Genomic DNA, 25,144 nt, shown 5'->3' with positions numbered 1-25,144 from the left:
TACTTTTTCGCCAAAATCTGAATTTTAAGGGCTCAGTATGAAGAAAATGAAAATTAGCCTTGCTTGGCAAATTGTTATTGCGCTCTTCCTCGGTGTTATCGTCGGGGCATTTTTGCACAATTCTCCTGAAATACGTGATGATATTGTTGCGAATTTTTTACAACCATTAGGTAAGATTTTTATTAATCTTATTAAAATGATTGTGATCCCGCTTGTGCTGTCTATGCTGATTTTAGGCATTGCAAATGCTGGGGATACCAAAAGTGTAGGTAAATTAGGTTTTAAAACCATTGTCTACTTTGAAGTGATTACCACTGTAGCCATCATCGTTGGTTTGGTTGCAGCAAATATCTTCCAACCTGGTGCTGGGATTGATATGTCGAAGTTAACGACTTCTGACATTTCACAATATCAACAGACCACACAAGAAGTTAGTGAACATGCCCATGGCTTGGTCAATACTGTTCTTTCATTGATTCCGTCTAATATTTTTGCGGCAATGAATGATGGACATATGTTGCCCATCATCTTCTTTGCTGTGATATTCGGTATTGGCTTAGGTTCTTTGGCTAAAGAAACCAAACAACCACTAATTGATGTGTTGAAAGCTGTTTCTGAAACCATGTTCAAAGTTACGCACATGATCATGATGTTTGCACCATTTGGTGTCTTCGGTTTGATCGCTGCAACCGTTGCTAACTTTGGCTTTAGTTCTTTAGTCCCACTCATTAAACTTGCATTATTAGTTTACGGTGCAATCTTCTTCTTTATCTTTATCGTGCTTGGTTTTGTTGCAAAATTCTGTGGTTTCAGTATTTGGACCATTATCAAAATCTTAAAAGATGAATTGATTCTAGCGTATTCAACTGCAAGCTCTGAGACCGTTTTACCACGTATGATGGAAAAAATGGAAGCTTATGGTGCACCGAAATCAATCACCAGTTTTGTTGTTCCGATCGGTTATTCATTTAACTTAGATGGTTCAACACTTTATCAAAGTATTGCTGCGATCTTTATTGCACAGCTTTACGGTATTGATTTAACGCTTACTCAACAAGTTGTTTTGGTATTGACCTTAATGATTACATCTAAAGGTATTGCTGGTGTACCGGGTGTATCTTTCGTTGTGCTATTGGCAACTCTTGGTAGTGTCGGTATTCCACTTGAAGGCTTAGCATTTATTGCAGGTATTGACCGTATTTTAGATATGGCACGTACTGTATTAAACGTCATTGGTAATGCATTGGCTGTTCTTGTCATCAGTAAATGGGAAGGTCAGTTCGATACAGAAAAGCAAAAATCTTATAACTTTGATGCAACACATTAATTTTTAAGATCAAAAAAACCACCTTCGGGTGGTTTTTTATTCTATAGCACATAAAATATCAACTGTGTCTTGTAATACTTTTTCACTCTCACTCAACAAAATATCTGCTTTCTGTGGCAATAAAACAACTTTAATCTTGCTTTGATCTGCATCTATCATACCTTGAGTGATAAAGCCTGATTTTCGCACACAAATCGACCAATGATAATATTGCGAACCATGTATCATTAGACTCTCAAGTTTCCATTCTCGTTGTCCTGAAAATTTTGCTACTCCTTGTGCATCTGTCAATTTTTGAATCTTTGCTATGGTATTCATCGCAGGATGAACCTCTGTAAGTAAAATAATTTGCACATTTGCTACTGCTTGACCATTTTCATCAACGACATTCACCTCAAATTCAGGCTTTAATTTTTTATAAACAGGAAAACACGCTGTCAATCCTAACGCTAAAATGATAAATAAAAGTGCATTCTTCATGCTTTAACCTGCATAGACACATACTAACTTGGAATTCCCCTGAGGTGTTTCTTCTAAAGTATTCTCAATATTCCAATCATTAGCCATTGCCTTACGTATGTGATACGTCACAGTAGACGGTTTACCCTCGAAAATAAAATAATAAGCACCTGATTCACTTTCTACAGTACGTATTCCTTGCAGCGCAATTTTAATCAGCTTTACACCATACACTTGCGTATTTACGGCAAAGTCATCTTGATCTACATTCTTAGTTTTATAATGTTGGTAGCCCTGCACTCCTAAATACTTATTTTTATCCAACTGTACTGTTTGCAAAGCTTTATTTACTTGAATATGTTTTTTATTTTGCTGATTCACATCATTTATAAAGTTGATCATAGGATTGGGCATTTCACAGTTTATGGATTGGCGATTAATCAGACTTTCAATTTTTATATCTTTCGCTGTTGTAAATTGCGTTGTCCAAAGACATACAAATGCCAATATTATTTTTAACATAGAAAGACCTTTTTAATTTTCAATAAATTATAGCCAATAAAAAAACCACAAATCTGTGGTTTTTGTGATTTTAAAAAATTATGCCAACATATAAGCAGTGATGATGATTAACATTTGCAATCCTAAAACGACTGCAAACCATTTCCATCCTTGTTGGCGCAATGCAACGCGATCTATACTTTGATCATTAACTGTTTTAATCATTTTGGCACCTCATTCATTCTTTACTGAATTGATAAGTTTTGGAGCAAAATCTGTCTATATAAAAACAATGTAAATTAAGCAAAAAATAAACCAAGTTTTGAAGTGTAACAATTTAAATACCTATACATATTCAATCTTCATTCATCTCTAATGGATACCCGATGTTAATAAGCTATCTGTGTTGGATCCATCGTTTCATCAAAGCACTCATTTCCTTCAGTTTTTATGAATTTTTGTTGTTTCAAGATAATACGTATAGACTTTCCATTTTGCTTTTTCAAATCAATTGATTTAGGCATTTCATAACCTTGTTTTGAAATACATAGATTCCAACTATAGACCTGAAAACCATGTATGAATAAAGTTTCCATTGCCCATTTTCTTTGTCTTTTGAACTCAACTTTACCTTGTGCATCTGTAAATAAACGATTAAAAACAGGCATAACATGTGCTGGACGCTGTGTGGTTTCCATCACAACTTTTGCATTTTTGATCGCTTTTCCCTGCTCATCAACGACTTCAACTTGAACAGGAGTCCGAATAGTTTGATAAACAGGATAACAAGCTTGTAATAGCCCACACATTAAGATAATAGAAAGCATGTGCTTTATTTTTATTATATTCATCCTTTTTATCTATGTATTATGCATAAAAAAGCCCCTTTCGGGGCTTTTCTATAGCAAATTGAATGGATCAATTAACCAATAAACTTACGGGCATTACGGAACATACGTAACCATGCACCATCCTCAGTCCATTCTTCAGGTTTCCAAGAATGCTGAATTGCACGGAAGTTACGCTCAGGGTGCGGCATCATAATCGTTGCACGACCATCTTTCGAAGTTACACCTGAAATTGCTTCAGGTGAACCATTCGGGTTCAATGGATAGTGTTGCGTTGCATTACCCAAGCTATCTACATAACGTAAAATTACTTGGTTGCCTGCATTCAATGATGCAAAATTTTCAGCAGACGTTTCTGCACGACCTTCACCATGTGCCACGGCGATTGGAAGAATCGAACCTTCCATACCTTCTAAAAGAATCGATGGAGATTTTTCAACTTTTACATTCACCACACGTGCTTCAAACATTTCTGAAGTATTACGGCGGAAACGTGGCCAATTGTCTGCACCCGGAATTAATGGCGCAAGTTGTGCAAGCATTTGACAACCATTACAAATACCCACAGAGAAGGTATTGTCACGGTTAAAGAATTTCTCAAACTGATCACGTAGTTTTGGATTGAACAATACAGATTTCGCCCAACCGCCACCTGCGCCCAATACATCACCGTAAGAGAAACCACCACATGCCACTAGACCTTCAAAGTCATCTAAATCAATACGACCTGAAAGTAAATCACTCATGTGAACATCGACAGTGTTGAAGCCCACTTTGTCAAATGCAGCTGCCATTTCCACATGACCATTTACGCCTTGTTCACGTAAAATCATCATGTTTGGACGACGTTCATTAATGTACGGCGCTTCGATTGGCTCGTTCAAGTCAAATGTTGGTAATGCAATCAGACCTTTATGTTCTATATTAGCAATTAGGCTGTATTCTTGATCTGCCGTTTCTACGTTGTCACGTAAGCGTTGGATTTGATGAGAAACTTCAGTCCATGCTTGTTGTAACTCAGCACGGCTTAAACTTAAACCATTCACAGTTAAAGTGTCTGTATCATTAACCGTACCCACCACTGCTATTGCATCTTTTAATTTAGATGCTGCAACTTCGTCTGCCAATGCAGCCCAATCCACTTTAGAAATTTGCAATACAGCCCCAATTTCTTCGGCAAATAGACTTTCAGTTGATTGATCTTCTAAAGCCACACCAAGACGTGCAGCAAACATCATTTCAGCAACTGTTGCGAGTAAACCACCATCACCGATGTCATGATACGCTTTGATCAAGCCACGATTGTTCCAGTCTTGTACCAATGCAAAGAAAGCTTTGAAGTCATCAAAACTATCTACATCAGGAGTCACAGAACCAATCGCTTTATACACTTGCGCCAAGATCGAACCGCCCAAACGGAATTGACCTTTAGACAAATCAATACGTACAAGCACTGAATCTTCATTTTTAAGTTCAGGTGTTAATGTCTTACGTACATCAGTCACAGGTGCAAATGCAGTGATCACACCTGACATTGGCGAAGTCACCGATTTATTTTCGCCCTCATCATTCCACGTAGTACGCATAGACAATGAGTCTTTACCGACAGGAATTGCAATACCCAGTGCAGGACACATTTCCATACCAATGGCTTTTACGCCTTCGAACAGTGCCTGATCTTCACCTTGCTGACCTGCAGCCGCCATCCAGTTTGCAGACAATTTAATGTCACTGATTTGGTCGATTTTTGCAGACATGATATTTGAAATCGATTCTGCAACCGATAAACGTGCAGAAGCAGCAGGATTTAACAATGCGACAGGTGGACGTTCACCCATTGCCATCGCTTCACCTGTGTAGCCTTGTAAGCTTGTGGTTGTCACTGCTGCATCGGCAACAGGAACTTGCCAACGACCCACCATTTGGTCACGTGCAACCATACCTGTGATTGAACGGTCACCGATGGTGATGAGAAATGATTTAGAAGCCACTGTTGGATTTTTCAAAACACGGAAAATTGCGTCTTTTAAATCCACTACTTTCGCAGCAGTGAAGTCATCACCTTTACGCTCAATGGTTTCATATGAACGGCTCATGCGCGGTGTACCACCAAGCATCACTTGCATTGGCATATCCACAGCTTTGTTGTCAAACAATGGATCATTGACAGTCAACTGACGTGCTTCAGTTGCTTCACCTAATACAGCAAACGGACAACGTTCACGTGCACATAATGATTCAAACAATTCTAAAGAGCTTGGACGAATCGCCAATACATAACGCTCTTGTGCTTCGTTTGACCAGATTTCCATTGGCGACATACCCGGCTCTAAAGACGGAATCTTACGCAAGTCAAGGATTGCACCAAGTTCGTGATCATTTACGAGTTCAGGCATTGCATTGGAAATACCGCCCGCACCGACATCATGTACAGATACGATTGGGTTAAAGTCTTCCATTCTCCAACATGCATCGATCACTTCTTGGCAACGGCGTTCCATTTCAGGGTTTTCACGTTGTACAGATGCGAAATCAAGGTTTTCACCGAGTTTACCGCTGTCTACAGAAGACGCTGCACCACCGCCTAAACCGATGAGCATTGCAGGACCACCGAGTACAATCAGTAAATCACCCGGTTGAATGGCATCTTTTTCAACGTGATCAGGACGGATATTCCCGTAACCACCTGCGATCATGATTGGTTTATGGAAACCTTTTACATCGCCATTGACATTTTGTTCAAAAGTACGGAAGTAACCGTTGAGCGCAGGACGACCAAATTCGTTGTTAAATGCTGCACCACCTAAAGGACCATCAATCATGATCTGTAAAGGTGAAGCCATACGAGATGGTTTGCCGTAGTTTTCTTCCCAAGGCTGTTCAAAGCCCGGAATATTTAAGTTAGACACAGTAAAGCCTGTTAAACCAGCTTTTGGTTTACCACCACGACCTGTTGCACCTTCATCACGAATTTCACCACCTGAACCTGTTGCTGCACCTGCAAATGGCGCAATCGCGGTCGGATGGTTATGGGTTTCCACTTTCATCAAAATGTGAGCCGCTTGGCTTTTATATTTATAAACGTGGTGACCTGTCGCTTCATCTTTTTTCGGATAGAAACGTTGTGTATCAAAACCTACGATCACAGAAGCATTATCTTTATACGCTGACAAGACATCTGTAGGTGATTCTTTATACGTATTTTTAATCATTTGGAACAAGGACAATGGTTGAACTTCACCATCAATTGTCCATTCAGAACCAAAAATTTTATGACGGCAATGTTCAGAGTTCGCTTGAGCAAACATCATCAGTTCGATGTCGTGTGGGTTACGACCCAATTTATTAAATGCAGCAACTAAGTAGTCAATTTCTTCATCAGATAAAGCAAAACCAAACTCAGAATTGGCTTTTAATAATGCATCTTTACCTTGACCGAGAATATCAATGGCATTTAACGGTTTTGGTTCAGTTTCTGAGAATAATGCAGTTGCGTCATCAATTTGATTGAAAACACTTTCAGTCATACGGTCATGTAGAACTTGCTTAACTGCATCTGATACTTCAGAAATACCCTTTAAAGTAAACAAAACACCGCGTTCTAAGCGGTGTACAGGCGTATTACAGTTGGCAAAAATATCAGTTGCCTTTGATGACCATGGCGAAATCGTACCGACACGAGGTGTCACTAAAATTTGCACTTCATCACTTACAGCTTGGCGAACGTCAAATGAAACGCCGTCATTTAAAAGCTGTAATGCAGATTGCTGTTGCTGCTCGCTGAGCGCTTGGTCAAACAGATAGACCCATTGGCTTTCTATTGATTGAACAGAACTGATAGACGATAAACGTGTTAATAGTTGTGTTTGCTTAAAAGAAGAATGTGCGGGTGCACCGGCAATGATAAACATGCTGTTTTTGGCTCCACGGGCAGGTTTAGACAACCCACCGCAATGTGACTTGAAGAGAGCGCATATTCTACTGTGAAAGCGCATTTTCAGCTAGTCATCTACAGCTTAAAAAATTAAGTTTTCTTTATTTAAAATGCGCTATTTACTTTGACTTTCAAGTTCAAACATGATTAGTAACAATTGATTAATATAGAACGATAAGCCCATTTTTCAGTTTATTATATTTATTTTCCCTCAGTCACTTCTTTAATAAATCGTTGCCATCTAGCTACTTTATTCTTTTTAATTTGCATTTCAACCCATATAGTGTCACTATAACACCTATTAAATCACAACAAAAATTGAAATGACTATGACCAAAATTAAGTTTTATAGCACACAAGATGAATTTGGCGAGTTTTCCAACTTTGCACATTTTCCGATCAAACTTGATGGAAAAATATGGCACACCACTGAACACTATTTTCAAGCACAGAAATTTGCTGATCCACAATATCAAGAAAAAATTCGTGCGGAAAGATCTCCGATGATTGCAGCACGTCTAGGACGTGACCGTAAACAAAAGCTTCGCAACGATTGGGAATCTATAAAAAATAATGTGATGAAAAAAGCCCTGATTGCTAAATTTACTCAACATGAAGATTTAAAAAATTTGTTAATTTCTACAGGTGAGGCAAAGCTGATTGAGCATACAGAAAATGATGCTTATTGGGGCGATGGTGGTGATGGCAAAGGTAAAAATTGGTTAGGTCTTTTACTGATGCAAGTGCGCAAGGAAATTGCGCCTTAAATTGTATATAGAACAACCAACAGATAAGGATCAAAGCGTCGCTTACGTTCATCGTCATCTGCATGAAAATTTATTTTGCGCTTTAAACAGGTGCTAGATACTCATAAATCCCTGAATTTTCCACAAAAGAGACTTGCCAATACTGTGGATTTTCTTTGTTATGCATAGGCTTCGTCACAAATAGACGATTATGTTCTGTATCTAAAAATATAAAATCAGCAGGTGCAAGATGAACTTCTTCCTCATAAGGCGGTGTCAACAATGTCCAACCTTGTGCAATCAAACGAGGCATTATGTTCTGCATAAACTGTTGTTCTGTCATATTTTGCTCAGCGATACTAAACTGAAATAACTTGTATGACATCTTTTGATGTTGCCATCTAAAATCCCAATACTTTATGGTTGGTAAAGCGGTACTAAAACCCAATTGTGCTTGCTGATAAAAATAAGAAAAACGTGGGGGTAATTGTTCTAAACGCTGTTCGACAGGAATATCATCGTATTTTAAGCGTACTTTTGGCTCGAAAGATGCTAAAAATTGTACAAACCCATAAAAGAACAATGCAATCAGTCCATAGATCGCAAAAGCAAAGAATTGTGCTTTTAACTCATCCACAATATTGCCATCATCTTCAGGAAATTGCTGATGAGGATCTTGCCCATCTGACATCCTATCTCTCCTACTCTTTTTTAATCTGAATATTGGAATATGCTATGCAACTCAACGCCTTTATTTTTATTGCTATCGAGGATAGATAGATTTTGGAGCATTTTCCAATTTTACCTGCGTCCCCATTCATCTTGATGAAAAAATATGATATAGCACAGAACATTGCTTCCAAGTACAAAAAACTACTGATTCAGCCTATCAGGAAAAAATTCGTAAAGCGACCTTTGCTGTAATGAAGATGGCAGTGGTCAAAATTGGTGAGGCAAGCTATTTATACGCATAAGAATACCAACACCACTTCAAAGCACCCCATCAGCAAACATTCAATACATTGGGATAATCATGTTATACAACGACATACTAGACTTTCTAAACAGCCATCACATCGACCATCAAGCCCTTCCATTCGAAGTGACTACGCACATCAATACTTTACTTGAGCCCTTATGGCGAGGATCGCAAGCTCAACTGGATTTTTCATCTTGCGCATCTGCACAAAAAATTGAATTCCCATGTAATGTCCCTATTGATCATGATGTTGTACAACAATTGATTCAACATCATCATTTTAGCATTTTGAAAACGACTCAGAGCATTTTATATTTTTCAGGCAGTTTACCTTGCCTACGTGTGAATACCTTGCAATTTCAACAACATCTTTTTGCCTTTATGGACGAGTTTTGTTATTTAGTCACGTTCTTTCTGCTTGACCCTCAATATCAGCAACACACATTACCCTCTATAGACACGTTCGTACTTTTAGAATGTAGCCCTTTTGATTATCTCTTTGGGCATGTAACACCATCCCCTTAAATTTAAATTTTATTTAAGCCTAAAAGACAAATTATGTCGCACAACCCAACGACTACCCTAGTACATTCACCGTAAATTTGGCATGATGCAAACAAGTAATTAATGAATAATGATAAATGACTCAAATGCGTTGGTTAGAACTGCTTTCAACAGTTCGTTTAGGTAGCAAAAAACAAAGTACAGAACAGGCACGTAGCCCATTTCATAAAGACTATGATCGCATTATATTTTCTCAAAGTTTTCGACAACTGAATCGTAAAACTCAGGTTCATCCACTCACGCAACACGATGGCATTCATACACGACTTACGCATTCCTTAGAAGTATCATGTATTGGTCGTTCACTCGGCATGCTTGCGGCAGAAAAAATCAAAGATGAACTGCCTGTTTGGATTTCCCCTGCCGATGTTGGTGCAATCATCCAAGCAGCATGTTTAGCGCATGATATTGGCAATCCACCTTTTGGACATGCGGGCGAATACGCAATCCGAGAATGGTTTGATGACGCATCACATACCGATTTTTTAAAAGATTTAAGCCCTGAGCAACAAGCCGATGTGCGTCAGTTTGAAGGTAATGCGCAAGGTCTACGTTTACTCACTAAAATTGATTACCATCCCAACGATGGGGGTATGCGTTTGACTTACGCAACCTTAGGGGCTTACTTAAAATACCCTTGGCTATCTAAGACCATCGAGTCACAAGGCAATACACCTGCCAACAAACGAGCTAAATTTGGTTGCTACCAAGCAGAAAAAGAAATTTTAAAGCAGATTGCAGATCAACTCGGTTTGATTCAACTCGGTGAATATCAATGGTGTCGTCATCCGCTGACGTATTTGTTAGAAGCGGCTGATGATATTTGTTATGCCCTCATTGACCTTGAAGATGGCATTATTTTAAATATGTTGTCTTATGAAGAAGTTGAACCAATTTTCCTCAATTTGTTGGGTGATTATGGTGTGCCTGCCGAACTGAGTATGCCCTACACCACATGGCAACAAAAAATTGCGGCTTTGCGTGGACGTGTCATGAAACGCTTAGTTGATGAAGTAACCACGGCTTTTGCTAAAAACCATTTCCAAATCCTCTCAGGGCAGCTCAAAGGTTCGTTATTGCAGTATTGTGCTGAAGATATTGAAATTGGGATTGAAAAAGCAAAGAATTTAGCACGTGAAAAAATCTTTGAACATCCGCAAAAGTCGGGTTTAGAAATTATTGCCCATCAAAGTTTGCAACATATTTTAGATGCCTTTATCCCACTCACTACACCAAATAAGACTTTGAGTTTTAAAGATGGACGTTTGATGTCTATTTTAGAACGTTTTGGTGCTCGTTTTAGTGATGATCATTATGACAATATTATGCAAGTTTTGGATATTGTGAGTAAGTTTTCAGATCATCAAGCGTATAATTTGGCTCAAGAACTACAAGGCAATAAGGTTGGGTTCTTTTAATTCGATTGAAAACTCAATATCTCGGATATGATTAAATGAATGAACGAAAACTTCCGCCTTTTGTTTATTATCTTTTGCCATTTGCTTTAGTTTTTTCTATATGTTTTGGTACATTCTATTTATTAGTGCATATAAAATCTGAGAATAAACAACCTGTAGTAGATCAAACAATCGAACAAATTTTAAAGGGTAAGCCTGATATTTTTCTTACATTATATAACGAGGCACTAAGTATTTTTCCAAAGTTTATTCATACTCCTAATAACGTAAATTTCTCATTATCACTAGGAGGTCCACATGGTAAAAACCATACATTGAAAATTACTATTCCTCAAAATGAACTCAGCATCATAGAATTTGAACAAATTTATATTCCTAAATTCAAGAAAAATGGTTGGGTTGAAAAAAAGAATGTTGGAATCATGATTTTTATTCAAGAAAAAAACCATACCCTGAGCTGCATTTACCGACCCAACATCAAAACTGCAAATAGTTGGTATATAGAATTTAAATCTGAAAAAAGTGTTTGTCTGTAAATTAGCAATGATTTTTTTGCGTTTAGAGCAAATGGCAACTAGTATTCAACCATGAACAAAATAAGTGAACACATGCAATGATCGGATGTCTTATTGGCGAAGTCCTCGCTTTAGAAGCACCTACTGTACTTTTAAATGTAAATGGTGTTGGCTATGAAATCGACACGCCACTTTCGACTTTTTGCCAACTGCAAAAAGGGCAAAAAGTCACATTATGGACACATTTAGCCGTCCGTGAAGATGCACAACTTCTTTATGGTTTTTTAAATCAACAAGAGAAAATCATTTTCCGTACTTTGTTAAAAGTAAATGGCGTTGGTCCTAAAATGGCTTTAGGTATTCTTTCAACTTTAAGTGTGGAAATGCTCGTTCATACTGTTGAAAATGGCGATGTTAAAACCTTGGTTAAAGTTCCGGGTGTTGGTGCAAAAACTGCTGAACGCTTAATGATCGAGCTACGTGATCGTTTTAAAGCATTTTCTACAGGTGCTGTGGCAAGCGGTACAAGTACCACACAAATTCAATTTACAGGCAACTCTGCTGTTGCAGAAGCCGAAGCCGCTTTACAATCTTTGGGTTATAAACCTGCGGAAGCACAAAAGCTGGTTAATGCTGCCAAAGGTGATTTTACTGAAGCAAGCGATATCATCCGTGCCGCTTTGAAGTCAATGAATAAATAAGTCAATCCTGATACATTAAAGATAAAGAGTTAGATTAATCATCCAATGCAAGACCGTTTAATCAGTGGTTCTGAAAAACCCGAAGATCATTTTGATCGCGCCATTCGTCCAACTTCACTCGATGACTATATTGGTCAGCCTGTGGTGCGTGAGCAAATGGAAATTTTTATTGGTGCAGCGCGCGGACGAGGCGAAGCCCTTGATCACACCTTAATTTTTGGACCACCGGGTTTAGGTAAAACCACACTCGCCAATATTATTGCCCGTGAAATGGGAGGAAATCTGAAATCCACTTCGGGTCCTGTATTGGAGCGTGCGGGTGATTTGGCAGCCATGCTGACCAATCTCGAAGAAGGTGATGTACTCTTTATTGACGAAATTCACCGCCTATCCCCTGTCATTGAGGAAATTCTCTATCCTGCGATGGAAGACTACCAACTCGATATCATGATTGGTGAAGGTCCTGCGGCACGCTCCATCAAACTGGATTTACCACCATTTACCCTCGTTGCTGCAACAACACGAGCAGGTTTACTGACTTCGCCTTTACGTGATCGTTTCGGTATTGTGCAACGACTTGAGTTTTATTCGGTTGAAGATCTGACCCATATTGTTTCACGTTCTGCCTCTCTTATGGATGTACCTACAACTTCCGATGGTGCAAAAGAAATTGCTCGTCGTGCACGGGGTACACCTCGTATTGCAAATCGCTTATTACGTCGTGTCCGTGACTACGCACAAGTCAAAGGTACAGGCGAAGTCACACAGGAAATGGCGCAACGCGCTTTAGATATGCTCAATGTCGATAAAGATGGTTTAGACACATTGGATCGTCGTTATTTAAGTATGTTATTGGAACGTTTCGATGGCGGTCCTGCGGGTGTAGAAGCTTTAGCTGCCGCTATGGCGGAAGACTCTGGAACCTTGGAAGACGTGATTGAACCTTATTTGATTCAACAAGGTTATGTCATGCGTACTGCACGTGGACGGATTGCCACCAATCAAGCCTATTTGCAGTTTGGTCTGACACCACCTGAACCCAAGAACTGATAATATCAAATCTGTCATCGGAAGCCTGTATACAGGCTTCTTCAGTTTTTAAGACTATAAAATCTATGTAACATTAGCATTTAAATGTATTAATGCTTTTTTATTAAAAAATAAAGTGTAGTTCATTCAGCTAGTCGTCATTTTCTTACAAAAAAATAACACTTCACCTATTTATTAAATTATAATTAACAATCTTTTAAATCAAATTTCCAAATAGTCTTGCACAAATATAAAAAAGGAGCATACACATGCTAAACTTTCCAATAATCGTGATTATTTCTATTAGTTTTTTTATTTTTGTTTTTTTATTTTACCGTTATCATCGTTCAAATCAAATTCATCTAGAAGCAACGCCTATTCCTCCTCAACAATCAATTGCAGATGATTTGCTTGAGTTTGATATTGAAATCAATAAAATTTTAAATAATCCACATTTATCGGAATCTGAAAAAGAACGCTTAACCAATGAGTATGCAGAAAAATATTTATCTTCGAAATCATTAGGTTAATTTATATTTAACACCATTTACTCACCTAAAAAGAATATACGAAGCAGACCATATGCATCGTATATTCTTTTTTTAACTGCTTATTTTCATGACTTAACAATGATGCATTTTTAGGTATAGGTTGATTCTTCTATACTGATTTATATACATAAAACAAAATATAATTGTTGCATAGAAATACGTCAGAATCTGCTATGGTACATCGGCAATACATTGCATCTATTAACATCCAACACCCCTAAATAAAAATAATCCTCCAAATTTTATATTTGGCTGAACATCGTACAAATGAGAATTTTTTTAAGCATTGAAATCTTGTGCCATTGGACAATAAAATCAGAATGCTAAACTGCAAACCATTGTAGCACTTCGTTTTGTATAGTTTTCAATCAATTAAACTACATCAAAATGCAAATGCTTATTTCATTGTAAATGTATAAATTGGAAATGGTCATGGCAAACAAATTTGAGTTTCAAATCCGTGTATATATTGAAGACACTGATGCAGGTGGGATCGTATACCATGCCAATCATATCCGCTTTATGGAACGTACCCGTACTGAATGGCTACGGGCATCAGGCATTGATCATTATTGGCATCAAAAAGACTATCACTTTGTGGTGCATAAAATAAATGTGAAATATATGCGCCCGATCCTCATGGATGATTTAATTACTGTTACAGCTCGTGTAGTTTCGTGTAAAGCAACGTCTTTTGTATTGCAACAAAATATTTATCGTGGTGAAATCATGCTTGCTTCTGGTGAGGTAGAATTAGCATGTCTAAGTACAGCAATGAAACCTCGTCGTATTCCTGATGAAATCCGCGAGTTGATTCAAAAAGAATTGGCTCACGAATAAAAAAAATTTACTTGGCACATGTAACTATGGCAACTCAACTCGAATCTTCTCTTCACGTTTCTGATTTAATTTTACAAGCAAGTCCTGTGGTACAACTGGTCATGCTGGTTTTGGTACTCGCGTCTTTATTTAGTTGGTATCTCATTGCCAAGTTACATATGGGCTATAAAAAAGCCCGCCAAGGCGATGATCATTTTCAAAAAATCTTCTGGTCTGGTGCAGAACTAAACACCTTATATAACAATGCTCAACTTAACTCTAAGCGTGATGGTTTAGAAGATATTTTCTATCAAGGTCTCAGTGAATTTTTAAAATTAAAAAAACGCCATGCAGACACAGCTCCAATGATTGAAGGAACTGAACGAATTTTACGTGTCGGTTTAAGCCGTGATCAAGGTCGCTTAGAACAAGGCTTAAGTGCTTTAGCCAGTATTGGTTCTGTTGCACCTTATGTTGGCTTATTTGGTACCGTTTGGGGAATTATGAATGCCTTTATTGGTCTTGCACAAGTCGATCAAGTGACTTTAGCAACCGTTGCACCTGGTATCGCTGAAGCTTTAATTGCAACTGCAATTGGTCTTTTTGCAGCAATTCCTGCAGTTTTGGCATTTAACCATTACACAGCCAAAGGTGAGGAAATCTATTCTGATCGTGCATTATTTGCTGAAGAAATGGTGGCGCTATTACAACGTCAGTCTGTGGGTTCAACACAGGAAAATGACTAATGGCAATTCAACGTTCGGGACGCTTTGAGCGCGTCAAAAAACCGTTAAAGAGCGATATGAATGTCGTTCCTTATATTGATGTCATGTTAGTTCTTTTGGTGATTTTTATGGTCACAGCACCCATGATCACCACAGGAATTGATGTTGATTTACCTCAAGCGAACAGTACACCTATTGAGTCCAAAGAAACGCTAGCCATTGTTACTTTAGATAAAGACGGGCAATACTTACTCAAAGATGATACACATAAAAATGAGTCATTGTCTTTGGAGCAATTAAAAGAAATTTTAACCCAAGCACAAACTGACTCAGAAACGAAACAACAAAAATTTAGTGTTTTAGTCAATGGTGATAAATCTCGCCCTTATGGCGATGTTATGAGCCTGATGTCTGCATTACAAGAAGCTGGACTCAATCAAGTTGGGTTACTCACAGAGCCATTAAAGTAAGTTATGAAAGATTTTAATCAGCCACAATCGAAAGAAACTGCGATTGCACTTGGATTTACCCTTGGTGTCCATGTGGTGGCAATTGTTGGCTTACTTTTTCTTGGCATGAGTAAACCACTTGAACCACCAAAGCAGATCAAAACTGTATTGGTCAAACCTGAAGACATCCCACCGCTAGAAGCTGAACCTTTAGAAATCTCAGATTCAGTTGAAACAGCAGACACGCATATTACTGAAAATATACAGCAAACTGCGGAACCTGTCGTGGATGCACCCAATATTCCAATTACATCTCCACCTCTTCCCACACCAACACCTAAAGTTGACATGCAAAAAGCAGCAGCGGAGGCAAAAGCCGCTGAAGCTGAACAAAAAGCGGCAGCAGATGCAGCAAAAGCACAAGCCAAAGCCGTTGAAACCGCACGCTTAAAGGCTGCTGAAGCTGAAAAAGCACGGCAAGAGGCGAATGAAAAAATTCGCCAAGCAAAAAATGAAGCTGAACGTGCGAAGGCTGAAGCAAATGCCAAAGCTAAAGCAGAAGCTGCCGCCGCTGCCAAACGTGAAGCTGCGGAAAAAGCCAAAGCAGAAGCCAATGAGAAAGCACGTCAGGCTAAAGCTGATGCTGCTGCAAAGGCTAAACAAGCGGCAAATGAAAAAGCCAAAGCCGATGCTGCTGAAAAAGCACGTCAAGATCGTGCAGCAAAATTAGCACAAGAAAAGGCTGCGCAAGCTGCAAAAGCCAAGCAAGATGCTGCCGAAAAAGCACGTCAAGCCAAAGCCGATGCTGCTGCAAAAGCTAAACAAGAGGCTGCCGAAAAAGCGCGTCAAGCCAAAGCCGATGCTGCGGCAAAAGCCAAACAAGAGGCTGCCGAAAAAGCGCGTCAAGCCAAAGCAGATGCTGCTGCAAAAGCTAAACAAGAGGCTGCCGAAAAAGCACGTCAAGCCAAAGCCGATGCTGCTGCAAAAGCCAAACAAGACGCTGCCGAAAAAGCGCGTCAAGCCAAAGCCGATGCTGCTGCAAAAGCCAAACAAGAGGCTGCCGAAAAAGCACGCCAAGCCAAAGCTGACGCTGCTGCAAAAGCTAAACAAGAGGCAAATGAAAAAGCCAAAGCTGACGCAGAGGCAAAACGTAAAGCAGATGCAGACGCCAAAGAAAAAGCTGCTGCTGAAGCAAAAGCATCTTCTGCCCAAAAAGCCAAAGAAGAAGCTGCAGCTAAACGTGCTGAAGCGAAAAAAATTGCTTCTTCTGCAAAACGTGATTTTACAAATAGAGTTCAGTCAGCATGGAGAGTTCCAAATAATACTACTGGTAAAAGGGTTTCAGTCCGTTTTACCTTGTCTGAATCAGGTTCTGTTAAATCCATAGTCATCACTTCATCTAGTGGTGATGAAGTATTAGACGCTAGTATTAAATCAGCTATCAATAATGCTGCACCATTCCCTATGCCTTCAGACCCTGATGCAAGAAGAGAAGCTTTAGTTATTACATCAACATTTACATCAACAAAATGATTTAGAAATTAAGCCCTGTTTCGGCAGGGTTTCTTTTTAGTATCTAAGGACAAATATATTGAATATTCAAAAATATGTATTGTTTATTTTATCTTTAGCATTTTTAATCCAGAGTTGTAGCACTGATCACTTCACTCAAATGAATTACTCTAAGCTATTGGATACATCTAATCTAATTGAGTCCGATATTACAACCCAAACTAAAAATCAAACTACAGAAAATGTAGCTATGGAAGTAAATAAAAAAGCTGAAACTCAAATAATCGTACCTTCTACCAAACGTGATTTTGTAAATAAAATTCATAATGCTTGGAGCATACCAGTAGGTCTTTCGGCGCAAAAAGCAACTGCTCGTATTATTTTAACCGAAAGTGGTGCTGTATCTTCTATTATTCTTGTAAATGCCTCTGATCCAATGCTAAAAGAAAGCATAGTACAAGCCGTTTACTCAGCTGCACCCTTCCCAATGCCGTCAGACCCTGATGCACGGCGTGAAGCACGCAGTTTTACAGCAAGCTTTACTGTAAAATAATCAGGTAAAAATCAACCTGACTTCGATCGGGTTGATTATTTTTTGCAAAAAATCACATTATTCTGCAAATCAATATCCTGTTATAAGAAAATAAACGAATATGCGTGTTTAAATCATTAAATATCAGATATCAGTTGATGATATAACCCTGATTTAATTCCCATTTTAATTCTTTTATTTTAAAATAAAACTATAGGTAGATTCACCTTTCGTTGATCTGCAGGTTGAACTGATCAATTTCATTTAACGCGCTCTAAAATTTACATAAATTCTAATATTCATACCCTCACAAATCAGTTAACATGTTAATTTAATTTCAAGTCCCCAAATAATATGTCATCCATATTTTCTAGTTTAAGTTATCCTAATTTCAGAAATTATTTTATTGGACATACGTTTTCTACACTTGGGACATGGATACAACAAGTTGCTCTTGCTTGGCTTGCGTATGAATTAACCCACTCAGCCCCTATATTGGGTTTAATTGCTTTTTTTGCTTTAGCACCACAACTAGTAGTGAGTCCATTTGTGGGTGCAGTCATAGATAAACTCAATAAAAGAAAGGCATTGATTTTTGTTCAATTTCTTTTTCTGATCCAAGCACTGCTGTTAGCAGTTTTGACCTATTTGGGTCTATTAAATCAGCTTGGCATTTTGGCATTATCGATTTTATTGGGTGTTTTAACTGCAATTGATACTCCTTTACGGCAGTCATTTATCAGTGATTTGGTTGATGATAGAAGTAATATTGCCAATGCATTGGCGTTAAATGCCATGATTTTTAATGCATGCCGTTTCATTGGTCCACCTATTGCAGGTTTGATTTTAGCTGTCAGCAATGCCTTGACCTGTTTTATTTTTAATGCTGTTTCCTATTTATTTTTAATCATTGCATTGCTCTTAATGAAAAATGTAGCGGTTCACCGTGTAACGGAGAATATACAAAAAGTATTTCTACAAGGTTATAGCTTTGTTTTTAAAAATAAAGAATATAGAAAAATGATGCTAAATATTGCTGTATTAAATCTCACAGCATCTAGCTATGTGGCACTCATTCCTGTATTTGCAAAGGACTATTTAAAAGGCAATGAGACCACTTTGGGCTATTTATGGGGAATGGCAGGTATTGGCTCTTTGATTTCTTCCTTAATTTTAGCCAAAACACAAAACTTTGAAAAAACTCAAACTCGCATTCAATACAACATGGGGTTTTGTGCGATTGGGCTGCTCTTACTTGGCACGCTCAATCTACAATTTTCGTATTATATTGCATTATTTTTATTAGGTTTCGGCATTTCCACAGCCAATGTTTCCACTAACATTCTCATTCAAAAAAATACACCCGCAGAGTTTCGAGGGCGCGTAGTCTCAATTTATACATCTACCCGCTTTGGCTTTGATGCTTTAGGTGGATTGGCAGCGGGTTTCATTGCCTCTTTCTTCGGTGCAAAATACACTATGCTTGGCTTTTGTGCGATTTTAACGATCTATTTATGCGTGTGTTTCTTTCAAAACAAAGCTCTTAAGAATTCATTTTGATCTTAGATAAATCATTTAACAATTCCATCAATTGTTGCATTTTTTCAGGTCCAAATTGTTCCTGAATATTTTTATATGATGCTTCCATTTTGGTTGCCTGTAGTTCAAAGCATTCCTTTCCAGCATCAGTTAAACTAATCAAATTGATTCGTTGGTCATGAATATCTTTGTCTTTTTGGATATTCCCTTGTTCGATCATCCGGTTTAAAATTCCTGTTAGGCTAGGTTTTAAAATACAAGCCAATTCAGCAAGTTGATTGCTTTCTAAAGTTCCATATTGGTACAAAATACGAATAATTCGCCACTGTTGTTCCGTTAAACCCCTTTCATTTAAAGCAGGTCTAAAATGAGACATTGCCGCTTCTCTTGCCTGTAAAAGCGCTAAGGTTAATGAAGGACGAATTTTTTTCATGAAGTCATTTTCTCAATAAACACAATTAATTTTAACATTTTCAGATCTGAAATATATCTTGGATTTACCCTAAATAATCATATAGATCAATTTATAAAAATTAAATAAAGCAATTTTATTCAAAAATAAGGGAAATAGTGACTATTTCCCTTATGATGTTTAGGATATCTTAAAACTTATAATTATAAGTCAATGCAACACGATTTTCTGTAAAATCAGGGCCAAAATCAGTTGTTGCTTTCGCATATAACCATTGGAAATTTAGCCCTTTAATATAAGTTTCAGGGATTTTATAAGACAATAACACATCCAATTCATCTTCCTTACCATCACGAATTTCACCTACATGTGCATTATCTGCTGTGTAATAACGTAATAATAAGTTTAATCCATCCAAGCCAATACCTTTCATATCATAATCATAACGGAACTGAAATGAACGCTCTTTCGGCTTAGAAAATACTGAAACCGTCCAATTGGCAAGGTAAAGTTGAGGTACCCAACCATTTAATGCAGGATATCCTGTTTCGCCAAATTGTTGACGATAACCCAAACCAAATTTATGGTTACCATACGTCAGTACATTCAGCGTTGAAATCACATCATTATCAATTTTTCCTGCTGCACTGTCCCCTGTGTCTCTTGTATTAAAATAATACAAATCTGAACGCAATGATAAATTATCTGAAAACTTTGGTTGATATGAAACACCAGCAAAGTGCTGATTATAAATATCTTCTAAACCACCATAAAAATAAGTACCAGTAATTTGCGGGGTAAATTTATGTTCGACACCAAACATATTAAAGCCATCACTATGAGCCACGATTTTACCATTAGTTAAGCTGAGGTCTTTATAATGATCATCATCACGTGCATTTACTTTGGTAATATGCCCAAGTGTAAGTTTCGTATCTTGAATATCACTACTTTCAAATACCGCACCTAAAAATGTGGTCGGTAATTGACGAGATTCATCTGTGTGTAGTACTGGGTTTTTAGGAATAATTTCACCTATTTTTAACTCAGACTTGCTCTTTTTCAGTTTCAGCGTTCCCCCCAATTTTAGTTGGTCTGGGTCTTGCGTTTGAGTGACAGGGTCATACGGCATAATGTAATTTGGTGCATGTTTATCTTCATTTAAACGTACCGCATAGCGTATAGATGCATCTAAGCCGACTTGCACAAGCTCATCATCGGTATAGCCTGATTTCGCAATCAGGCTTGCACTTTGTGACCAGTTTTCATGGTCTTTTACCACATTACCATCGTAATCTCGATCAACATAAAAGTTACGTAATTGTAATGTCGTTTCTGAATCTTTGATAAAGTCAGCATGAGCAGTTGTTAGCACTAATCCTTGCGCAACACAAATGCATGAAACGATGATTTTCTTATTCATAATCTATCCTTATTACTATGTTTTTAAGTGAAACTTTCACTTATGCACAAACACAATAGATTTCCTTTTCTAAAATTATTATGCCAATAAAATATAATTAACATATTAAGTTTATTAGCATAATCACCCCTGAATTGATTAAAAATTATTTTTTATGCCAGACCACGGGAGAAACAGCTTGTTCCGCTTCATGATCAGGGCCTAATGGAATACCTGTACGGTCTCGTAAAGATAATGTTGCAACTAAACCGATCAAGGTCATCACAGAAAGATAAATCGCAACAGAAGCAGTACTCCCTGTCAAATCAATCAACCATGTTGCAATTAAAGGAGAGAATGCACCACCTAAGATTGCACCAATAGCATAGGCAATAGATACTCCCGAGAAACGAATCGATGCAGGAAATAATTCAGAAAAATATGCAGACATTACGCCATACGTTAAACCAATTCCCATGGATAAAATACTCAATGCCACAGCAACGGAAGCCACTGTCCCCATGTTCACTAATGGGAATAATGCCAATACACCTGCCAATTGCATGATCCAACCAATGATATAAGTTTTTTTACGTCCAATTTTGTCTGATAATCCACCTGAGATCCAAGTAAATAACAACCAAACTGCTGCAGATAATGCCACACACATCAAGATTGGCGTACGTGCCATATGCAAAGCACCATCAGGATTGGTTGTATAGTTTTGAATAAAACCACCTGTCGTCATATACCCTACAGCACTGTTACCTGCAAACAATAAAGCCGTTAGAAATAGCAGTGTTGAGTGTTTTTTAAATAAGTCAAGGATTGGTGTTTCAGATGCAGATTTACGCTCTTTAATTTCTTCAAAGACTGGGCTTTCTTCTACTGTACGGCGAATCCAATGTCCAACAAACAATAAGACAATACTGAATAAAAATGGAATTCTCCATCCCCATTCCATGAATGCATCACCTGGTGCAATCACGCCACTCATCAATGCAAACATACCAGATGCAAGTAATAAGCCTAATGGCACGCCAATTTGTGGAAATGAACCAAAACGTCCACGACGATGGGTAGGTGCATGTTCTACGGCCATCAATACTGCACCGCCCCATTCACCACCTGCCGACAAACCTTGTAAAATACGTAATATCAATAACAAGATTGGTGCCATTACACCAATGGTTTCATAAGTCGGCAATAAACCAATCAATGCTGTAGATAACCCCATGCAAACAAGAGTCAAGACCAAAATCACACGACGACCATATTTGTCACCGTAATGGCCTGCTAAAAATGCACCTAATGGACGAAATAGAAAACTTAAGCCAACAGTTGCAAAAGCCAATAAAGTACCTAGTGCATTACCTGCTGGTGCAAAAAATGCAGTTTTAAATACTAAACCTGCGGCAGCTGCGTAAATAAAAAAATCGTACCACTCGACAGTTGTCCCAATAATCGTTGCAAATGCAACTTTCTTTTCATCTGTGGTCATTTTTTCTGTAGGAGCAACATATACTGATGATGTTGTCATTTCCTTCTCCCATATCCTTTTCAGATATTCCATTTCATTAATAGGTCGTCTTGTTTAATAAGCAATACGAACCTAAAAATCTAAGAATTTAATATTAATTAATATATTAACTATATAATTAAATAAAAATTCTACCCTTTTCGAAAACTCAACATATACACTTAAAATCCGTTCAAGGTATATGGTTGCGAATAATATATTTAACATATTAACTAAATATGTGCAATATTTAATAATTTTATTTTTAATAGTTAATCACGATTAAAACACAAAAATTCTCATATATAGAGAATTTTTGTGTTAATTCAGAGTGATTTAAGCTTTAAAAATACTACTTAAAATATTTAAAAAACTATTAAATTCCCATACACATATATTTTAGTTCCATATAGTCTTCAATACCATATTTAGATCCTTCTCGACCTCCACCAGACTCTTTAATCCCACCGAATGGTGCAATTTCTGTGGATATAATGCCTTCATTGATGCCCACCATACCATACTCAAGTGCCTCGCCCATACGCCATGCACGGCTTAAATTTTGAGTATACAAATAAGAAGCCAAACCAAATTCAGTATCATTTGCCATTTGAATGGCTTGCTCTTCGGTAGAGAACTTAAAAACAGGTGCTAATGGTCCAAAAGTTTCATCGTTTGCCACCAACATTTCAGGTGTAACATCCGCTAAAATGGTTGGCTCAAAGAATGTTTTACCTAAAGCATGGCGATGACCACCCGCCACAATTTTTGCCCCTTTTGATGTTGCGTCTTCAATATGTTCCTGAATTTTTTCAACTGCTTTTTCATTAATCAAAGGCCCTTGTTCTGCCCCTTCTTCAAATGCAGGTGCAACCTTCAATTTTTTCACCGCAATAGCTAATTTTTCAATAAAGGCATCATAAACTTTGTCTTGCACCAAAAGGCGGTTGGTACAGACACAGGTTTGACCACTGTTACGGAATTTTGAGGCAATCGCACCTTCAACAGCACGATCTAAATCAGCATCATCAAACACAATGAAAGGTGCATTTCCACCTAGTTCCATACTGACTTTTTTCATGGTGGATGAACACTGTTCCATCAACAATTTGCCAATTTGTGTTGAACCCGTAAATGAAACTTTTTTCACCGCAGGATGAGAAGTTAACACCGCACCAATCTCTCGTGCACTGCCTGTCACGACATTGACAACGCCTTTTGGAATACCTGCTTGTTCAGCCAAAGCCACCAAAGCTAATGCAGATAAAGGTGTTTCTGATGCTGGTTTAATCACTACCGTACAACCAGCAGCCAAGGCTGGACCGACTTTACGAGTAATCATGGCATTGGGGAAATTCCATGGTGTAATGGCAGCCACCACCCCCACAGGTTGACGAATCACCACCAAACGGCGACCTTGTTTATCGTGTGGGATCACATCGCCATAAGTACGTTTAGCTTCTTCGGCAAACCATTCGATAAAACTCGCACCATACAAAATTTCACCACGACTTTCGGTAATCGATTTACCTTGCTCGGTACTTAAAATAATCGCTAAATCTTCTTGATGATCGATCATCAATTGATACCATTTTTTAAGTAAAAGTGAACGCTCTTTTGCTGTAGTTAGTTTCCACGTTTTAAGTGCTTCATCTGCTGCTTCAACAGCCTGTTCTACCTGTTGAGTCGTGACCGATGGTACACGTGCAATTTCTTCACCTGTTGCAGGATCAGTGACCACAAAAGTTTTTTGATCTGTAGCAGAAACCCATTGACCATCAATAAATACTTGGTTTTTCAATAATGCTGAATTTGACAATTGCATCTACATTCTCCTTAATAGACGCTCGGTCCTTGTGGTGCTTTTTCTTCAATGTTTTTAAATTTACCAAGAAGTTGCTTCATTGACTTCATTAACAAACTTGTATCTACACCGACTGCAACGAACTCTGTACCTAACGCTAAATATTGTTTTGCAAGACTTTCATCTGCAGATAGAATACCTGCCGCTTTGCCTGCTTGTCGAATTTTTGCAATGGTATCGACAATAATCTGTTGTACATCAGGATGACCCGGATTGCCACGATAGCCTAGAGCAGCGGATAAATCAGCTGGACCAATAAAGACGCCATCAATACCTTCAACGGCTAAAATTGCATCTAAATTTTCTAAACCTTTTTTCGACTCAATTTGCACTAAAACACAAATTTCATCCTCGGCATGTTGCAAATAATCACCAATATTATTCCAACGTGATGCACGGGCTAATGCTGCGCCCACACCACGAATACCTTCAGGTGGGTAACGCGTTGCACTAACCATCAGCTCTGCCTGCTCTGCTGACTCAACCATCGGAATCAGTAAAGTTTGTGCACCCACATCTAACAATTGTTTAATGAGTGGCACACTGCCTGTCACAGGGCGTACAACGGCCTGACTTGCATAGGGTGCTATCACCTGTAACTGCTCTAAAATACTACGAATGTCATTTGGTGCATGTTCACCATCGATCAACAACCAATCATAGCCTGCATTGGCAGCAATTTCTGCACAGTAACTATTTGCTAAACCGACCCACATGCCAATCTGTTGTTGTGTTTTAAGCTTTTGTTTAAATGTATTTTTCGGATTTAACATGATCTATACCTCAACTGAATACGCAA

At 38.1% G+C, this 25,144-nt stretch carries 25 protein-coding genes; 14 read left to right on the top strand and 11 right to left on the bottom strand.

Going from position 1 to position 25,144, the window contains the following annotated elements:
- The first annotated feature begins 37 nt into the window (after positions 1 to 37).
- Positions 38 to 1,327 carry a glutamate/aspartate:proton symporter GltP gene (gltP, locus tag HX129_RS11320; protein ID WP_130073111.1) on the top strand — a complete coding sequence of 430 codons (1,290 nt, stop codon included), beginning with the start codon at positions 38 to 40 and terminating at the stop codon, positions 1,325 to 1,327.
- Positions 1,328 to 1,363: 36 nt separating this feature from the next.
- Here the strand turns inward: gltP and HX129_RS11315 are convergent, their stop codons facing one another.
- From HX129_RS11315 to purL, 5 genes are all read right to left on the bottom strand, one after another.
- Positions 1,364 to 1,807, bottom strand: coding sequence for an Ig-like domain-containing protein (locus HX129_RS11315; RefSeq protein ID WP_286436194.1), 444 nt, complete (start codon positions 1,805 to 1,807; stop codon positions 1,364 to 1,366).
- Between the two features lie 3 nt (positions 1,808 to 1,810).
- Positions 1,811 to 2,308 carry a hypothetical protein gene (locus HX129_RS11310; protein WP_286434111.1) on the bottom strand — a complete coding sequence of 166 codons (498 nt, stop codon included), beginning with the start codon at positions 2,306 to 2,308 and terminating at the stop codon, positions 1,811 to 1,813.
- A gap of 78 nt (positions 2,309 to 2,386) precedes the next feature.
- Complete coding sequence (locus HX129_RS11305) at positions 2,387 to 2,512, bottom strand: KGW motif small protein (protein WP_286434109.1); 126 nt, start codon at positions 2,510 to 2,512, stop codon at positions 2,387 to 2,389.
- Between the two features lie 164 nt (positions 2,513 to 2,676).
- Complete coding sequence (locus tag HX129_RS11300) at positions 2,677 to 3,138, bottom strand: hypothetical protein (protein ID WP_286434107.1); 462 nt, start codon at positions 3,136 to 3,138, stop codon at positions 2,677 to 2,679.
- A 71-nt stretch (positions 3,139 to 3,209) separates the two neighbouring features.
- Entirely contained in the window at positions 3,210 to 7,046 is a 3,837-nt protein-coding gene (purL, locus tag HX129_RS11295) for a phosphoribosylformylglycinamidine synthase (protein ID WP_286434105.1), read from the bottom strand.
- Positions 7,047 to 7,398: 352 nt separating this feature from the next.
- On the opposite strand from purL, the gene ybiA reads away from it, so the two are divergent.
- Positions 7,399 to 7,836, top strand: coding sequence for a riboflavin biosynthesis intermediates N-glycosidase (gene ybiA / locus HX129_RS11290; protein ID WP_286434103.1), 438 nt, complete (start codon positions 7,399 to 7,401; stop codon positions 7,834 to 7,836).
- Positions 7,837 to 7,918: 82 nt separating this feature from the next.
- Here the strand turns inward: ybiA and HX129_RS11285 are convergent, their stop codons facing one another.
- The gene (locus HX129_RS11285) at positions 7,919 to 8,506 is read right to left on the bottom strand and encodes a hypothetical protein (RefSeq protein ID WP_286434101.1); all 588 of its coding nucleotides are present in this window, start codon (positions 8,504 to 8,506) and stop codon (positions 7,919 to 7,921) included.
- Positions 8,507 to 8,848: 342 nt separating this feature from the next.
- Between HX129_RS11285 and HX129_RS11280 the strand changes: the two genes are divergently transcribed.
- The 12 genes from HX129_RS11280 to HX129_RS11225 all read left to right on the top strand — a co-directional run bounded on the left by HX129_RS11280 (position 8,849) and on the right by HX129_RS11225 (position 19,169).
- On the top strand, positions 8,849 to 9,319 hold the full coding sequence (locus HX129_RS11280) for a hypothetical protein (protein ID WP_286434099.1): 471 nt from the start codon (positions 8,849 to 8,851) through the stop codon (positions 9,317 to 9,319).
- A 116-nt stretch (positions 9,320 to 9,435) separates the two neighbouring features.
- Complete coding sequence (locus HX129_RS11275) at positions 9,436 to 10,776, top strand: deoxyguanosinetriphosphate triphosphohydrolase (RefSeq protein ID WP_286434097.1); 1,341 nt, start codon at positions 9,436 to 9,438, stop codon at positions 10,774 to 10,776.
- A gap of 35 nt (positions 10,777 to 10,811) precedes the next feature.
- On the top strand, positions 10,812 to 11,312 hold the full coding sequence (locus HX129_RS11270) for a hypothetical protein (protein WP_130073104.1): 501 nt from the start codon (positions 10,812 to 10,814) through the stop codon (positions 11,310 to 11,312).
- Positions 11,313 to 11,389: 77 nt separating this feature from the next.
- On the top strand, positions 11,390 to 11,992 hold the full coding sequence (gene ruvA, locus HX129_RS11265; protein ID WP_286434095.1) for a Holliday junction branch migration protein RuvA: 603 nt from the start codon (positions 11,390 to 11,392) through the stop codon (positions 11,990 to 11,992).
- A 45-nt stretch (positions 11,993 to 12,037) separates the two neighbouring features.
- Complete coding sequence (ruvB, locus tag HX129_RS11260) at positions 12,038 to 13,042, top strand: Holliday junction branch migration DNA helicase RuvB (protein WP_130073102.1); 1,005 nt, start codon at positions 12,038 to 12,040, stop codon at positions 13,040 to 13,042.
- Between the two features lie 248 nt (positions 13,043 to 13,290).
- Positions 13,291 to 13,551: a hypothetical protein gene (locus HX129_RS11255; protein WP_130073101.1), complete on the top strand. Its 261-nt coding sequence runs from the start codon at positions 13,291 to 13,293 to the stop codon at positions 13,549 to 13,551.
- A gap of 453 nt (positions 13,552 to 14,004) precedes the next feature.
- Positions 14,005 to 14,412, top strand: a complete 408-nt coding sequence (gene ybgC / locus HX129_RS11250; protein WP_130073100.1) for a tol-pal system-associated acyl-CoA thioesterase — start codon at positions 14,005 to 14,007, stop codon at positions 14,410 to 14,412.
- 26 nt (positions 14,413 to 14,438) lie between these two features.
- On the top strand, positions 14,439 to 15,137 hold the full coding sequence (gene tolQ, locus HX129_RS11245; RefSeq protein ID WP_130073099.1) for a protein TolQ: 699 nt from the start codon (positions 14,439 to 14,441) through the stop codon (positions 15,135 to 15,137).
- Positions 15,137 to 15,586, top strand: a complete 450-nt coding sequence (gene tolR, locus HX129_RS11240; protein ID WP_107007768.1) for a protein TolR — start codon at positions 15,137 to 15,139, stop codon at positions 15,584 to 15,586. The genes tolQ and tolR overlap by 1 nt, the downstream gene beginning before the upstream one ends.
- A 3-nt stretch (positions 15,587 to 15,589) precedes the next feature.
- Positions 15,590 to 17,098, top strand: a complete 1,509-nt coding sequence (gene tolA, locus HX129_RS11235; protein WP_286434092.1) for a cell envelope integrity protein TolA — start codon at positions 15,590 to 15,592, stop codon at positions 17,096 to 17,098.
- Positions 17,099 to 17,156: 58 nt separating this feature from the next.
- Positions 17,157 to 17,630, top strand: a complete 474-nt coding sequence (locus tag HX129_RS17795) for a cell envelope integrity TolA family protein (protein WP_372403277.1) — start codon at positions 17,157 to 17,159, stop codon at positions 17,628 to 17,630.
- A 333-nt stretch (positions 17,631 to 17,963) separates the two neighbouring features.
- Complete coding sequence (locus HX129_RS11225; RefSeq protein ID WP_286434090.1) at positions 17,964 to 19,169, top strand: MFS transporter; 1,206 nt, start codon at positions 17,964 to 17,966, stop codon at positions 19,167 to 19,169.
- Here HX129_RS11225 and hpaR read toward each other — a convergent pair.
- The 5 genes from hpaR to hpaI form a co-directional block, all read right to left on the bottom strand.
- Positions 19,153 to 19,581 carry a homoprotocatechuate degradation operon regulator HpaR gene (gene hpaR, locus HX129_RS11220; RefSeq protein WP_130073095.1) on the bottom strand — a complete coding sequence of 143 codons (429 nt, stop codon included), beginning with the start codon at positions 19,579 to 19,581 and terminating at the stop codon, positions 19,153 to 19,155. The genes HX129_RS11225 and hpaR overlap by 17 nt on opposite strands.
- Positions 19,582 to 19,750: 169 nt before the next feature.
- Positions 19,751 to 20,983, bottom strand: coding sequence for an OprD family outer membrane porin (locus HX129_RS11215; protein ID WP_286434087.1), 1,233 nt, complete (start codon positions 20,981 to 20,983; stop codon positions 19,751 to 19,753).
- A gap of 145 nt (positions 20,984 to 21,128) precedes the next feature.
- Positions 21,129 to 22,502 (bottom strand): MFS transporter, encoded by a 1,374-nt coding sequence (locus HX129_RS11210; protein WP_286434085.1) that lies wholly within the window; start codon positions 22,500 to 22,502, stop codon positions 21,129 to 21,131.
- Positions 22,503 to 22,857: 355 nt separating this feature from the next.
- Entirely contained in the window at positions 22,858 to 24,306 is a 1,449-nt protein-coding gene (locus HX129_RS11205; RefSeq protein ID WP_130073092.1) for an NAD-dependent succinate-semialdehyde dehydrogenase, read from the bottom strand.
- An 11-nt stretch (positions 24,307 to 24,317) separates the two neighbouring features.
- Complete coding sequence (hpaI, locus tag HX129_RS11200) at positions 24,318 to 25,118, bottom strand: 4-hydroxy-2-oxoheptanedioate aldolase (RefSeq protein ID WP_180046222.1); 801 nt, start codon at positions 25,116 to 25,118, stop codon at positions 24,318 to 24,320.
- Positions 25,119 to 25,144: the final 26 nt, after the last annotated feature.

The organism is Acinetobacter sp. 251-1 (assembly GCF_030329305.1).
GTDB classification, from domain to species: domain Bacteria; phylum Pseudomonadota; class Gammaproteobacteria; order Pseudomonadales; family Moraxellaceae; genus Acinetobacter; species Acinetobacter piscicola_A.
This window is presented reverse-complemented; position numbering and strand designations above follow the sequence as displayed.

Coding starts and splice junctions, on each gene's coding strand:
- gltP (WP_130073111.1), top strand. CDS start 38: ATGAAGAAAATGAAAATTAGCCTTGCTTGGCAAATTGTTATTGCGCTC.
- HX129_RS11315 (WP_286436194.1), bottom strand. CDS start 1,807: ATGAAGAATGCACTTTTATTTATCATTTTAGCGTTAGGATTGACAGCG.
- HX129_RS11310 (WP_286434111.1), bottom strand. CDS start 2,308: ATGTTAAAAATAATATTGGCATTTGTATGTCTTTGGACAACGCAATTT.
- HX129_RS11305 (WP_286434109.1), bottom strand. CDS start 2,512: ATGATTAAAACAGTTAATGATCAAAGTATAGATCGCGTTGCATTGCGC.
- HX129_RS11300 (WP_286434107.1), bottom strand. CDS start 3,138: ATGAATATAATAAAAATAAAGCACATGCTTTCTATTATCTTAATGTGT.
- purL (WP_286434105.1), bottom strand. CDS start 7,046: ATGTTTATCATTGCCGGTGCACCCGCACATTCTTCTTTTAAGCAAACA.
- ybiA (WP_286434103.1), top strand. CDS start 7,399: ATGACCAAAATTAAGTTTTATAGCACACAAGATGAATTTGGCGAGTTT.
- HX129_RS11285 (WP_286434101.1), bottom strand. CDS start 8,506: ATGTCAGATGGGCAAGATCCTCATCAGCAATTTCCTGAAGATGATGGC.
- HX129_RS11280 (WP_286434099.1), top strand. CDS start 8,849: ATGTTATACAACGACATACTAGACTTTCTAAACAGCCATCACATCGAC.
- HX129_RS11275 (WP_286434097.1), top strand. CDS start 9,436: ATGACTCAAATGCGTTGGTTAGAACTGCTTTCAACAGTTCGTTTAGGT.
- HX129_RS11270 (WP_130073104.1), top strand. CDS start 10,812: ATGAATGAACGAAAACTTCCGCCTTTTGTTTATTATCTTTTGCCATTT.
- ruvA (WP_286434095.1), top strand. CDS start 11,390: ATGATCGGATGTCTTATTGGCGAAGTCCTCGCTTTAGAAGCACCTACT.
- ruvB (WP_130073102.1), top strand. CDS start 12,038: ATGCAAGACCGTTTAATCAGTGGTTCTGAAAAACCCGAAGATCATTTT.
- HX129_RS11255 (WP_130073101.1), top strand. CDS start 13,291: ATGCTAAACTTTCCAATAATCGTGATTATTTCTATTAGTTTTTTTATT.
- ybgC (WP_130073100.1), top strand. CDS start 14,005: ATGGCAAACAAATTTGAGTTTCAAATCCGTGTATATATTGAAGACACT.
- tolQ (WP_130073099.1), top strand. CDS start 14,439: ATGGCAACTCAACTCGAATCTTCTCTTCACGTTTCTGATTTAATTTTA.
- tolR (WP_107007768.1), top strand. CDS start 15,137: ATGGCAATTCAACGTTCGGGACGCTTTGAGCGCGTCAAAAAACCGTTA.
- tolA (WP_286434092.1), top strand. CDS start 15,590: ATGAAAGATTTTAATCAGCCACAATCGAAAGAAACTGCGATTGCACTT.
- HX129_RS11225 (WP_286434090.1), top strand. CDS start 17,964: ATGTCATCCATATTTTCTAGTTTAAGTTATCCTAATTTCAGAAATTAT.
- hpaR (WP_130073095.1), bottom strand. CDS start 19,581: ATGAAAAAAATTCGTCCTTCATTAACCTTAGCGCTTTTACAGGCAAGA.
- HX129_RS11215 (WP_286434087.1), bottom strand. CDS start 20,983: ATGAATAAGAAAATCATCGTTTCATGCATTTGTGTTGCGCAAGGATTA.
- HX129_RS11210 (WP_286434085.1), bottom strand. CDS start 22,502: ATGACAACATCATCAGTATATGTTGCTCCTACAGAAAAAATGACCACA.
- HX129_RS11205 (WP_130073092.1), bottom strand. CDS start 24,306: ATGCAATTGTCAAATTCAGCATTATTGAAAAACCAAGTATTTATTGAT.
- hpaI (WP_180046222.1), bottom strand. CDS start 25,118: ATGTTAAATCCGAAAAATACATTTAAACAAAAGCTTAAAACACAACAA.